This is a genomic window from Paenibacillus sp. FSL H8-0457 (assembly GCF_038051935.1).
Taxonomy (GTDB): domain Bacteria; phylum Bacillota; class Bacilli; order Paenibacillales; family Paenibacillaceae; genus Paenibacillus_AQ; species Paenibacillus_AQ lautus_A.
Genome location: NZ_CP150293.1, coordinates 4,678,905 through 4,691,241 on the forward strand (window position 1 = coordinate 4,678,905; position 12,337 = coordinate 4,691,241).

Genomic DNA, 12,337 nt, shown 5'->3' on the forward strand with positions numbered 1-12,337 from the left:
TAAAAAAACGGCAATTGAGGGAAATTTTATGAATCAGAAATTCGCTATTTTTGACATCGACAAAACGGTCATCCATACGGACTCCATGTTTCGATTTTTGAAGTACGGCATACGAAAACACCCGGCCACGACACCGGTCATCCTGAAAGTCGTGCTGCATTCCGTGCTCTACAAGCTCCGTCTCCTGGAAGCCGAAAAGGCAAAAAGCGCTTATTTTCATGCGATGCGCCATATGGATGACGCCGACCTGAAGCATTTTTACGAAACGGAATTGAAGCCTGCCATCTTCCCGGATGCGCTGAAGGAAATGCAGCTAAAAAAAAGCGAGGGCTATCATGTCCTGCTCGTAACCGCGTCCCCCGACGCTTACATGAGATATTTTGCGGAGCTGCCCTGCGTCGACGCGGTCATCGCCACGAAATTATCCGTTCGGGATGGGCGTTTCACGTCGATGATTGAAGGAAACAACTGCAAGGGAGAGGAGAAAGTGAACCGGATTCAGGAATACTTAAGCGAGCAGCGGCTGGCCATTGATTACGACTCTTCCTGCGCGTACTCCGATTCCTTATCCGACCTGCCGATATTTCGGCTTGTTAAGCACAAATATTTGATCAATCAAAAGTCCGCCCATGGATGCGAGGGATTAACATGGAACAAGTAAAAGCGCAGAGCGCCCCGCGCCACTTAGGCAAGCTGTTTATGATCCTGTCGGCTTTTTTGACGGCGAGCGGCCAGCTGTTCTGGAAATGGGGACACGCCAATTTGGTGTATATGGGAATCGGATTTGTCTGTTACGGCATGGGAGCCATCCTCATGATCAAATCGTTTTCCCTGGAGAAGCTGTCCGTCGCTTATCCCCTGATGTGCATCAGCTATATCGTGGCTTTGTTTTATGGGGATTTCTTTCTGGATGAGCCGTTAACCTTGAAAAAGCTGGCCGCCGTGGCCCTTCTTGGAATCGGGGTGACATTAACCTCCTATGAAAAGTGACGTGCCGCTGTACTTGCTTCTGCTCCTAATGACCTTGCTGGGCTCGCTGGGCAGCGTATTCTTCAAAGGATATACCGCGGGTAAACAAATCAAGCTGCTGCTGATCGGTTTTCTTAGTTACGGTTTGGGAGCCTTGTTAAACATTTATTTGCTTGGAAAACTACCATATACGCTGGTGATGCCGGCCAATGCCCTTACGTTCCTGTGGGCGCTGCTGTTTGCCAAACTGGTGTTCAAGGAAACCATCGGCATTCGAAAAATCGCCGGCGTTGCCTTTATCATATCCGGATTGCTGCTGCTGATCTGGTAAACGAATGCCGCTAGGCCGAATCTCAATACATATCACGGATAGATTGGTGGAACGAAAAACATGACTTTTTTCAGTTATTTATTTGGAAATAGAAAAGATAATTACACGGCGGTCGGGCTAAGCGTCTGCCTTGCCTTATGGTATGTGTTCATGAACCTTCCCTTCGTGAATTACATCAAGGATCACGCAGCCGAATTGATGCCTCACAGCCCCTTCTACGGTGCGCCCTTTACGCTGAATCTATTTAACTTCGACCCTTCGATGGAGTATGGACCGGAAAATATTTCGATCATCCATCCGTTCATTAATTTCCTGACGAGTCCGCTAACAACGATGATCGGGAGCTCCAACCTCCCTTATCTTCTGATTCAATCCCTCTTGAACGCCTTTAGTGCAGCTTTGGTTTATTACATCGTTCGGCGAAGCGGAGCCGGCTGGCTGCTGTCCTTCGTAACTGCAGCTTTCTTCGGTATCAGCTCATATTCGCTGTTCACGGCATTCATTCCGGATTCATACGCGTATGCCCAATTCATGATCATTTTGTCGGCCGCTTATTTGCACTACAGCCGGTTGGAGGACCGGTATGCCGTCATGCCGAATGCCTCCCTGGCCCTGATTAATTTCGGGATCACGTCCACGAATGTGGCAACGTTCGCTGGAGCGCTGCTGATCAGCCTGTTCGATCGACGCCGAATGGATACGTTCAAAAGGTTTATCATCATTATGCTGATTTTTCTGGGAATGGTGGTGATCGTCACCCTGCTTCAGCACTTGCTGTTCTCCGGTAAGTCATGGATCGCGAACGTGTTTTCAAGCGTGCAGAATGGTGCGCTCAGCTATGTTTCGCCCTTTTCATGGGAGCATCATTCCCGGGTCTTCTACATGCTGTTTGTAAGCCCGATCCTGTCGCCTGAGCTTGCCATGATCGATCCGGGAATCGCGGCGTTCGTGACAGATCTGGCCAAACCGTATCCGATCCATGTCCATATCGTCGGGATCGGGGTACTGCTCCTAGCCGTTCTGTCCTTCATCAAGGGCATCCGTTCCCGGGATACCTGGGCATTTTCCATCTATATTCTGTTCGCCATTCTGCTGCACATCATCGTGGGGTTCGGTTTGGCCACATATGCTTACGATCTCTACCTCTACGCAGGACATTATCTGTTTGCGCTGTTCGTGCTTGCTGGGCTGTTCATTGCCAAGACGAAGAGCCTCCGGCTTCAACAAGTCCTCACCGGCATCATGGCGCTGTTCCTGCTCATCACGCTCGTCAACAATATCGTGCTGCACGGTCAGTCGCTGGACTATATTCAGACGACCTATGACACGGTGTTCAAACATATCGAGAAATAAGACTGTAAAAAAATCAAAAGACCCGTCCCCTGAAGCATGGCCGAATACCATGCCTAAGAAGGACGGGTCTTTCGTGTAATTAAGTCTCCAAATGCTGCACGTTGTACAGTCTGGCATAGCTTCCATCCAGAGTCATCAGCTCGCCGTGCGTGCCCTGCTCCGTAATTCTTCCATTCTCCAGCACAACGATTTGATCGGCGTGCGTTATGGTCGAAAGACGATGGGCGACGATCAATGTGGTGCGGTTGTTGGATAAGGATTGCAGCGCCTGCTGGATCAAATGCTCGGACTCCAAATCCAGCGCCGAAGTCGCCTCATCCAGCACCAGAATGTCCGGATCCTTGAGAAAGACGCGGGCGATCGCCAGTCTTTGCTTCTGACCTCCCGACAGCTTGACGCCGCGTTCGCCTACTTCCGTGTCATAGCCTTGCGGCAGCTGGGTAATGAAGTCATGGGCATTGGCGGCTTGGGCAGCGGCGACGATCGCGGCTTCATCCGCCTCCGGATTGCCGAACAGAATATTTTCTCGGACGGTGCCGCTAAACAGGAAGTTGTCCTGCAGGACCATGCCCACCGATCCGCGCAGGCTGTCCAGCGTCAAATCCCTGACATCGTGGCCGTTAATCTTCACCGCGCCCTGCTGCACATCGTAGAATCTCGGAATCAGTCCGATCAGGGACGATTTGCCGCCGCCGCTCATGCCGACGAACGCAATCGTCTGTCCCTGCCGAATGGTCAGGTTAATATCTTGAAGCACCCATCCCGCAGCGTCATTGTATTTGAAGGAGACACGGTCGAATTCGATCTGTCCCGCGGTCTTAAGCGTTTTGGCATTCGGACGGTCCACGATGTCATACGGCTCGTCCATGAGCTCCTTGACCCGCTCCAGCGACGCTGAGGCCTGCGTCAGCACCGTTGAAGAGTTAATCAGGCGGCGAAGGGGCGCATACAATCTGTCGAGATAACCGAAGAAGGCAACAAACGTACCTAATGTCAGATCTCCCTGGATCACCCGGTAGCCCCCGTACCCGATAACCAGAATAGGCGCAATATCGGTCAGCGTGTTAATCACCGAGAAAGTCAGCGCATTCCAGCGCGTCTGGGCCATCGCTTTATTCAGGAAATTTCCGTTGATGCCTTCGAATTTCTTCTGATCATAACGCTCCAGGGTAAAGCTTCGGATGACCGAGATCCCTTGAATCCGCTCATGCAGGTATGCCTGAATGCCCGCGAGAGCCTGCGACCGGTCTTTGGTCAAGCGCTTAAGCCGTTTATAGAGTAAGTTCACCGCTAGTCCGTAGAGAGGCAGAATCGAGATGGCAACCAGCGTCAAAACGGGATTCATGAAGAGCATGACCACTAATACGAACAGCAATGTGAACATATCCAGCCAGATGTTCATCATGCCGACTTCCACCAGGTTTTTCGATTGCTCCACATCATTGATAAAACGCGATATTGCCTCGCCGACCTTGGTATTCTGGTAGTAACGGAGGGACAACCGCTGCAGATGCGCATACAGCCGGTTACGCATGTCAAACAAAATACGGCTCGTAATGAACTGCGCAAAATACTGCCGCAGGTATTCCACCGGACCGCGAACGATGACAAACAGCACCAGCGTCCCCCCAAGAATCCACATCAGATCCTGGATTTTCTGCTCGATGCTCATCTGCTGATTGATCAGCAGATCATCCACGACATATTTCATGATCATGGGCAGCAATAATGGGATCGCGAATTTGATCATGCCGATGATGAGGGTGAGAATGATCCACTTCATATACGGCTTAACGAACGGATAATAGATTTTCCATGACTTCAAAGGTGAATCACAGCCCCTTTCTTCAGATTATAGAATGCACAAAGTTTTCTGCGAAGGTGAACTCCTTCGATAATCGCAAGAAAAACGCCCTTCTAAACACTGTCTGCCTTCAGTAAAGGTACATCGATGGAGGTTTTTCTCAAGGGACATCCATCTTGTGACAGACGAAGAGCAGTTGACATTTGAGAGCTTCAATGCTTTATTAGTTCTAAACTCATGAAATGTATCATGTCTGCAGGAGGATTTAGTCATGACCAGAATTTTCGTGACGGAAGCGGTCATGCTGGCCATTTACGGTCAGCTGTTAGTACCACCCAAACCCGTCGAATACATCATTCCATACACCACGATTTTGGAATTATATGAGCTTCATACCACGGAGGAACATCTCATGAATAGCAGTGCTGATGACCAGCACGTCAAAATAAAGATCGGCGAATTGATATCATATTTCGAAGAGCCGCTGAACAAAAAGAAAATCGAGCGGGCCCTCCAGGTTCCCTGGTCCAAAAGCCCGACCATTCCCGTTAGCGAAACCACTCGGGTCTCGGTCATGAACACCATGGACACCGCACCGTACGGAGAGTCCTTCGATCCCATTGAGACCGAGCTGCTGCTGGCTTCCCAAAAAGCGGAGGCTCCCATATTGACGGATCAATACGAGTTGATTCAGCGTATCGTTGAAAGCGCTCTTCCCGTACAGGTCTATGATATCGACGATTTTGACTTTGCACTGGAGGTCCCGTTATCCGGGCAGCCGTAAGGCTCCTGTGTACATGCATACACAAGGCAAAAGGAGTCCCTTCCCCGGTTTGAATGGGGCAGGGACTCCTCATGTTGACCGAAAAAAATTCCCCGTGCGGGGAATTTAAAGCATGCACATCTGCCTCCACGAACGAGCCTCAGCTCTTCTTTTTTATCTTATCGAGCAAGCGGATCGTGATCGCATCCATAGCGGGCAATGCCTGGAAATCAAAATATTTAAGAGATACTTCCGTATTCGGGGACAAATGAATGGCGCTGTGCAGACCGGTTGCCGCGTAAACGCCGATTACATAATATACCTCATCTCCACCAAGCTGCTTCTTCATATACTCCGGACCTGATACAAGGTCCAAGAGTCGCATATCGTCCGCGGTCAGGCCGCTCTCTTCCCACAGCTCTCTGGAGGCTGTATCTTCAAGAGCTTCGCCGGGCTTCAGGTTTCCGATCGGGAGTCCCCACTCGTCCCTGTTCTGACGTTTCAGGAGAAGTATCTCTCCGTTATCGTTCAGCACAAGCACCGCCGCTTTCACACGGACCACCGAACGTTTGCCGATATACTGGCGAATATCACGGTGATATACGCTCATCTTGGGAACCTCCTTTCCCTAGATGGCGCTGCAGTCTCTCATCAGGTTAATTTACTGCGCCCTCTTCTTCATAAATATACGAAATGTCATCCAAGGATTCCTCATATTTCACGCGTAGCGTATACCCTTTCAAATACCACAGATCCTGCTCTTCCATATAGAAAGTTACCTCTTCCGAACGCTCCGTCAGTCCTGCTTCCCTTGGCTCTTCTACCGAAATACCGAGCGAAAAGCCGGGATGGAGCCCGCCGCCTGAGCTATAGCGTGGAAAGAAGCGAACGAACGTGCCGGCTTGAAGGTCGAGTTCCTTCTTGTACCAACGTGCTGCCTGATCGCTGACTTGAATTTGCATGTGTCGTGCACCCTCCTTAGACGTTATTTTATGTTGATCCCTATCTTTTTGGCAGACCGGAGATCATAGGGACGGTATCCATATTTAGCTGCAATATTATCATAACGCATACGCACGTTAGGATACAAATCATTTTGATAATTAAATAGTGACATAAGGTTCCGGCCTTCCTTCACTATAAGAATGACTCGCGGGGATCCGAAAAAATAAGTTTGACACATTCCAGTTCATGGTGATAAAATTCAGTCCATACGAGATCGATTTGAATAAAATGTAAAATGACGAAGAAAGGGTGAGTGACATGCTGAAATTGTTTGCGATGGATAAAGATCATCTGGATCATCATTCCCTACAATTCAATATGGATCGACTCCCCGCTGGTGCTGTCTCATCATCATCAAGCCTCGTTCGTTCGTTGTCGGAATGAATTAGAACGAAGCTGCTGACCTTTGCGCGGAAGTCATGATCACCGTGCGTATGATAAGTTCAAAATTAATGAAGCATATCGTCCGTCGTCGGATGATGTGCTTTTTTTGGTTTTTGCGGATGATATGATGCCAGAACGATACGAAAGGAAGGGATAATGTGTTTGCCGTACTTAAAAATTTAGGCTGGTTTTTCAAGCGTGAGAAAAAACGTTATTTGATCGGCCTGGCGCTGCTCATCTTTTGCGGATTGGTTGAGCTTCTGCCGCCGCTCCTGCTCGGAAACGCCATTGACGATATCGTCAGCAGTTCCATAACCTGGGCGTCCCTCGTCCAATACCTGCTCATGATTCTCGGCATCGTTGCTGTCGTATATTGTGCCACGTACATATGGATGCACCGTTTATTCGGAGGCGCAAACCTCGTGGAACGCCTGCTCCGTACCCGGTACATGAACCATTTGCTGCGGATGCTTCCTCCGTTTTTCGAGCGCAACCGTACCGGGGACCTGATGGCCAAGGCGACGAATGACCTTCGCTCCGTGGCTGCAACCGCCGGCTTCGGCATGCTCGTCATGACGGACTCCACCATCTACTTGATCGTCGTCTTGTTCGCCATGGGTTTCATCGTCAGCTGGAAGCTGACGCTGGCGGCGATTCTGCCGATGCCGATCATTGCCATCGGCATGGTGATCTACGGAAGAGCCATTCATAAGCGCTACACGCTGGCTCAAGATGCCTTTGGAGACATGAACGACCAGGTGCTGGAGTCCGTAGCCGGCGTGCGCGTCATCCGCGCTTATGTGCAGGAACGCGCCGATCAACAGCGCTTCCAGGATATTACGGATGACGTATATCGCAAAAATCTGGCGGTTGCCAAAGTGGATGCCTTATTCGAGCCGACCATCAATTTTTCCATCGGTCTCAGCTACGTCATCGGTTTGGCCTACGGGGTGTACCTCGTGTTCCAAAATCAAATCACGCTCGGAGATCTCGTATCGTTCAATATGTACCTCGGGATGATGATTTGGCCGATGTTTGCGATCGGGGAATTGATCAATATCATGCAGCGGGGTAACGCCTCGCTGGATCGGGTCAACGAAACCTTGAAGACGCCGCCGGATGTTGCCGACGTCGCGGATCCCGTAGACGTGAAGGTTCCGGACACGATTCAATTTAAGGATGTCACCTTCCGTTACCCGACCTCGACGATCGAAAATTTGCAAAATATCAGCTTTACGCTGCAAAAAGGGCAGACGCTAGGCGTTGTAGGACGCACGGGCAGCGGTAAATCGACGCTGCTGAAGCAGCTTCTGCATGAGTATCCGACCGGAACCGGGGATATCCTCATATCCGGCGTGCCGATGGAGAGGCTCGCGACCGATCAGCTCCACAGCTGGATCGGGTATGTGCCGCAGGAGCAGATCCTGTTCTCCAAGACGGTGCGCCAGAACATCCAATTCGGCAAGAAAGATGCCAGCGACGAATTGATCATGGAGGCGATTACGACCGCTGCGTTTGACCGCGATCTGGTCACCCTGTCCGATGGTCTTGATACCGTTGTCGGCGAAAAAGGCGTGGCGCTGTCCGGCGGGCAAAAACAGCGGGTTTCCCTGGCCCGGGCTTTCATCGGCGACCCTGAAATCCTGATTCTGGACGATTCCTTGTCCGCGGTGGATGCGCGCACGGAAGCCAGGATCATCGATAATATCCGGAGCAAGCGCGCCGGTAAAACGACCCTGATCTCCACGCATCGCCTCTCGGCGGTCCAGCATGCCGATCTGATCGTCGTGCTGGAGGACGGCCGAATCACGGAGCAGGGAACCCATGATGAACTGCTGGAACTCGGCGGCTGGTACCGCGAGCAATTCGAACGCCAGCAGGTGGAAAACAATCTGACCTCGGAGGAGGTGTCTTAATTGACTCCAAGCGATACAACCATCTCGAATGAATCCGGAATTGCCAAACGGCTCTTCCGCTATGCCTTAACGGCTAAGGGCACCTTCATCACCGCCCTGATTCTGCTGGCCATCGGCGTTGCCGCCGAGCTGGCAGGACCCTTCATCGCGAAAACGATGATCGACGAGCATATCTTGGGCATCGAGCGTCCCTATTATGAGACGACGCAGGCTCAGGGTGCCGCATACTATAATGGAACTTATTATAAACGTGAAGATCGCTTTCAGGAAAGCGAGACACGAGGTCAGGAAGTGCGCCTCGTTCAGGCTGGCCGCAGCTTCTATTTCATTGATGAGCCGGTAACCCGAACCGAGGGAAACCGTTCCTTCCAGGATGGCGTATTGACGATTTCCTACGCTTCGGAAGAGCTGCAATACCCGGCCGTCAAATTAACCAAAGAACAGCTGTTTGAATTTTACAAACCCGAGCTGCCCAGCATTTATAAACTCGTCGGCCTGTTCCTGATCTGTCTTCTGATCTCCATGATAACGGTATTCGGCAGAACGTACTGGCTCCAATCGGCAGCCAACCGGGTCATCCAGAAGCTGCGTACCGATGTATATGCCCATATACAGCGCTTGCCCGTCAACTTCTTCGATAATCTGCCGGCTGGCAAAGTCGTTTCCCGGGTAACCAATGACACCGAAGCGGTAAAGGACCTGTTCGTTGCGGTATTATCCAACTTCAGCTCCGGCGCCGTCTATATCACGGGTGTTTATGTCGCCCTGTTCCTTCTGGACGTCAGACTGGGCTTGATCAGTTTGTTTGTCATCCCGATGCTGATTGTATGGACCATCCTGTACCGTAAATTCGCAACCAAATACAATACGGTTATCCGCTCCCGTCTGAGCGAGATCAACGCCATTATCAATGAATCCATCCAGGGTATGGCCATCATCCGTGTATTCCGCCGCCAAAAAGCGACCCAGGACGAGTTCGAGGCGCTAAACGCGGATTACATGGCCCATCAGAACAAAATGCTGAATCTGAACTCCTTCACCACGCACAACCTGGTCAATGTGCTGCGTAACGTTTCCTTTGTGGTCGTGCTCTGGTATTTCGGTTCGGCATCGCTGAACGGTGCCGGGATCGTTTCGATCGGCGTGCTGTACGCCTTCGTCGATCTGCTCGGCCGCATGTTCCAGCCGATTACCGGCATGGTCAACCAGCTGGCCGCGCTCGATACCTCCATCGTCTCCGCCAAGCGGGTATTCGAGCTGATGGATGAAACGGGCGAAAAAGTAACGGACGGCTCCATGCCGCGATATTTGGGGAATGTGGAATTTCAGGACGTATCGTTCGCTTACAAGAAGGACTACGTGCTGAAGAACATTTCGTTTGAAGCGAAGCAAGGACAGACGGTGGCGCTTGTCGGGCATACGGGCTCGGGCAAAAGCTCCATCATCAATCTGCTGTTCCGTTTCTACGACCCGCAAAAAGGCACCATCACGATTGACGGCCAGCCTGTCACCGATATTCCGAAGCAGTGGCTCCGCAAGCATATGGGAATCGTGCTGCAGGATCCGTACCTGTTCACCGGCACCATTGCATCCAATGTCAGCCTGGGCGATCCGGACATTACCCGGGAACAGGTAGAGCAGGCCCTTCGCGACGTAGGTGCAGATCGGCTCCTGGCCCATCTGCCGCAAGGCTTTGATGAGCCGGTGCTGGAGAAAGGCAGCACGCTTTCCGCCGGTCAGCGCCAGTTGATCTCGTTTGCCCGTGCATTGGCGTTCAACCCGGCCATACTGATCCTTGATGAGGCCACCGCTAACATCGATACGGAAACGGAAGCCTTGATTCAAGACGCGCTGGAGGTTCTGAAGCGCGGTCGTACAACGTTTATCATCGCTCACCGCTTATCCACGATCCGCAGCGCCGATCAGATTCTGGTCCTTCACCGCGGAGAAATCGTGGAACAGGGTTCCCATGACGAATTGATGGCCTTGGGCGGAAGGTACTTTAAAATGTACCAGCTCCAGCAAGGAAGCTCGCCTTCGGTTCCGGAGAATAAGGAAACGGTGCTGGCCGCTTCCAACAGCAACTTGGCCGGAGGGCATTTATAGATCAAGTTAGGCAAAGCCAACGCAGTCATATGAAGACAGACCGAGGTTAATCGTAGTTTTTCTTGCGATATCCGGAAGTTCCAAGCTTCGAAGTTTATACTTTCTGACACTATAAAAAGGCTGTCCCCTGTCGAATGTAACATTCGCTTGGGGACAGCCTTTTTTTCACATCGTATTCTGGCGGCACATGACAAGAATTACTTTGCCGAATCAAGAGTACCGGCTGCTTTGACCGTGATTTTGGTGTACTTGGACGGCACGAGCACGTCATCGGACGATTTTGAGATGACCTGCGGGTACATTTTGTCCGGATCGGGTTGCACCACCTTGAAGTAGATTACGGCTTCGGTGTCGCTAACATAGTCGACCGAAGTAATTTTAATGCCATACCCCGGATTCGGCAGGTCTTCCTTGGTTACCGTGACTTTGTTCTGCGATTCGTCCACCTTGACGACGCTTGTGCTTACATCCGGTTCGGATTGCCCCGGCTCTTCAGGTGTCATGTTCTTCTGATGCTCCTCAATGAATCGAATGGAATTGTATACGAGCTCTGCGGCTTCGATTCGCGATAAACTCTTCGTTGGATGGAACTTGTCGTTCGCGTCCAGCTTCGCGATTTTGGTTAACAGCAGGAATTGCACGGCCCCCCGGCTCTCCTCTTTCATCAGATCCTCGTCGGCCACATGCAAATACATCATGATCACGGGATAATTCCCGGTCTTCTGAATCGCTTCCGAGAGCAAGGTCGCGAACCCTTCGCGCGTGATCGGCTCATTCCATTTCATGTCCGCGGATACCGACAATCCATTCTGAGCCGCAATGTTCACGGCTTCGGCAAACCAAGCATCCTTCGGAACACTGTCGAACGAGCGGCCCGTAAAGTTCGGCTGCACCTCCAGGCCGGCCGCATTCACGATCATCTGCACCGCCTGAGCGGTCGTTATCGTCTTGGACGGAGCAAATTTGTCGGCGCTGATGCCCTGGATAATCCCTTTCGATTGCAGTTCCTTCACCATTTGCAATGGCTTCTCCTCTTGTATATCCGTAAAAGCAGAGGCGGCGCCGGCACCGAGCAATGACGAAGTGACAAGCATAGCGGTTAATAATTTGGTTGTTTTTTTCATAGTTACACCTCCTATTATTCCTGACGCAGAGGTGCTGGAATATGTTTCATCTGAAGCGCATTTTCTTCTACACGCTTTTTTCGCTATCCAGGCCCAGCTTTATATACATCTCGCGGGAGTAACCTTGAAGCTTCTGCTCCAGCGCTTGGGCTTGGTCCTTAAATGCCGTCAGCTCCCGAATCATTCGGGAACGGCCGGCCGGGCTAAACGTCTCATGGATCCGTTCTTTGAAATAATCATGAACGATATAGTTTCGCTGCTTCCATACTTCTTTTAATTGAAGCGTCTCTTCCTCGGAGAACGGAAAGTAATGCTGGATCTCATGGACCAGCTGGCCCAGGGAGCTGCTTAGTTTCCGCTGATATAATTGGGTGAAATCTTCCTCTGAAGGCACATTCCCTTGAGAAAGCTTGATCAGCATCAACAAATTCGCGAGCTGCTGCTCAAGGGCCTGTGAATAATACACCGCTAATCCGAAATAGGCAAACAGCTCTTTGGAGTGGTCACTGTCCAGCAGTCGAGTTTGTTTCATGGTATCCTCCTCTAGTATTGGCTGTCTTTACCGTTTCTATTTGTGTATAT

At 51.1% G+C, this 12,337-nt stretch carries 12 protein-coding genes; 7 read left to right on the plus strand and 5 right to left on the minus strand.

Translation table 11 applies throughout. From position 1 onward, the window contains the following. Positions 1–28 precede the first annotated feature (28 nt). From MHI43_RS20705 to MHI43_RS20720, 4 genes are read left to right on the plus strand one after another with little or no spacing between them, the layout of a single operon-like run. Entirely contained in the window at positions 29–661 is a 633-nt protein-coding gene (locus MHI43_RS20705; protein ID WP_036661592.1) for an HAD-IB family hydrolase, read from the plus strand. Then, positions 649–990, plus strand: coding sequence for an EamA family transporter (locus tag MHI43_RS20710; protein ID WP_036661594.1), 342 nt, complete (start codon positions 649–651; stop codon positions 988–990). The genes MHI43_RS20705 and MHI43_RS20710 overlap by 13 nt, the downstream gene beginning before the upstream one ends. Next, entirely contained in the window at positions 980–1,300 is a 321-nt protein-coding gene (locus MHI43_RS20715; RefSeq protein WP_036661597.1) for an EamA family transporter, read from the plus strand. Before MHI43_RS20710 ends, MHI43_RS20715 begins: the two co-directional genes overlap by 11 nt. 60 nt (positions 1,301–1,360) lie before the next feature. After that, positions 1,361–2,653, plus strand: coding sequence for a DUF6080 domain-containing protein (locus tag MHI43_RS20720; protein WP_036661599.1), 1,293 nt, complete (start codon positions 1,361–1,363; stop codon positions 2,651–2,653). Positions 2,654–2,732: 79 nt separating this feature from the next. Here MHI43_RS20720 and MHI43_RS20725 read toward each other — a convergent pair whose 3' ends face one another. Next, positions 2,733–4,478 carry an ABC transporter ATP-binding protein gene (locus MHI43_RS20725; protein WP_036661601.1) on the minus strand — a complete coding sequence of 582 codons (1,746 nt, stop codon included), beginning with the start codon at positions 4,476–4,478 and terminating at the stop codon, positions 2,733–2,735. Between the two features lie 250 nt (positions 4,479–4,728). Here MHI43_RS20725 and MHI43_RS20730 point away from each other — a divergent pair, with 250 nt between their 5' ends. Further along, entirely contained in the window at positions 4,729–5,241 is a 513-nt protein-coding gene (locus MHI43_RS20730; protein WP_009590651.1) for a hypothetical protein, read from the plus strand. 139 nt (positions 5,242–5,380) lie between these two features. Here MHI43_RS20730 and MHI43_RS20735 read toward each other — a convergent pair whose 3' ends face one another. Both MHI43_RS20735 and MHI43_RS20740 read right to left on the minus strand, forming a co-directional pair. Further along, entirely contained in the window at positions 5,381–5,830 is a 450-nt protein-coding gene (locus tag MHI43_RS20735) for an NUDIX domain-containing protein (RefSeq protein WP_009590665.1), read from the minus strand. 46 nt (positions 5,831–5,876) lie between these two features. Beyond that, positions 5,877–6,182, minus strand: coding sequence for a HesB/YadR/YfhF family protein (locus MHI43_RS20740; protein ID WP_009590696.1), 306 nt, complete (start codon positions 6,180–6,182; stop codon positions 5,877–5,879). 585 nt (positions 6,183–6,767) lie between these two features. Here MHI43_RS20740 and MHI43_RS20745 point away from each other — a divergent pair. Together MHI43_RS20745 and MHI43_RS20750 are read left to right on the plus strand one after the other, a co-directional pair. Then, the gene (locus tag MHI43_RS20745; protein ID WP_036661603.1) at positions 6,768–8,525 is read left to right on the plus strand and encodes an ABC transporter transmembrane domain-containing protein; all 1,758 of its coding nucleotides are present in this window, start codon (positions 6,768–6,770) and stop codon (positions 8,523–8,525) included. Next, positions 8,526–10,631 (plus strand): ABC transporter ATP-binding protein, encoded by a 2,106-nt coding sequence (locus tag MHI43_RS20750; RefSeq protein ID WP_036661605.1) that lies wholly within the window; start codon positions 8,526–8,528, stop codon positions 10,629–10,631. Between the two features lie 197 nt (positions 10,632–10,828). Here the strand turns inward: MHI43_RS20750 and MHI43_RS20755 are convergent, their stop codons facing one another. Both MHI43_RS20755 and MHI43_RS20760 read right to left on the minus strand, forming a co-directional pair. Continuing rightward, positions 10,829–11,755: an S-layer homology domain-containing protein gene (locus tag MHI43_RS20755; protein ID WP_036661607.1), complete on the minus strand. Its 927-nt coding sequence runs from the start codon at positions 11,753–11,755 to the stop codon at positions 10,829–10,831. A 67-nt stretch (positions 11,756–11,822) separates the two neighbouring features. Then, entirely contained in the window at positions 11,823–12,287 is a 465-nt protein-coding gene (locus tag MHI43_RS20760; RefSeq protein ID WP_015736261.1) for a hypothetical protein, read from the minus strand. Positions 12,288–12,337 lie beyond the last annotated feature (50 nt).

Excerpts from the sequence above, each read along its gene's own strand:
- MHI43_RS20705 (WP_036661592.1), top strand. The coding sequence starts at position 29 with ATGAATCAGAAATTCGCTATTTTTGACATCGACAAAACGGTCATCCAT.
- MHI43_RS20710 (WP_036661594.1), top strand. The coding sequence starts at position 649 with ATGGAACAAGTAAAAGCGCAGAGCGCCCCGCGCCACTTAGGCAAGCTG.
- MHI43_RS20715 (WP_036661597.1), top strand. The coding sequence starts at position 980 with ATGAAAAGTGACGTGCCGCTGTACTTGCTTCTGCTCCTAATGACCTTG.
- MHI43_RS20720 (WP_036661599.1), top strand. The coding sequence starts at position 1,361 with ATGACTTTTTTCAGTTATTTATTTGGAAATAGAAAAGATAATTACACG.
- MHI43_RS20730 (WP_009590651.1), top strand. The coding sequence starts at position 4,729 with ATGACCAGAATTTTCGTGACGGAAGCGGTCATGCTGGCCATTTACGGT.
- MHI43_RS20735 (WP_009590665.1), bottom strand. The coding sequence starts at position 5,830 with ATGAGCGTATATCACCGTGATATTCGCCAGTATATCGGCAAACGTTCG.
- MHI43_RS20740 (WP_009590696.1), bottom strand. The coding sequence starts at position 6,182 with ATGCAAATTCAAGTCAGCGATCAGGCAGCACGTTGGTACAAGAAGGAA.
- MHI43_RS20755 (WP_036661607.1), bottom strand. The coding sequence starts at position 11,755 with ATGAAAAAAACAACCAAATTATTAACCGCTATGCTTGTCACTTCGTCA.
- MHI43_RS20760 (WP_015736261.1), bottom strand. The coding sequence starts at position 12,287 with ATGAAACAAACTCGACTGCTGGACAGTGACCACTCCAAAGAGCTGTTT.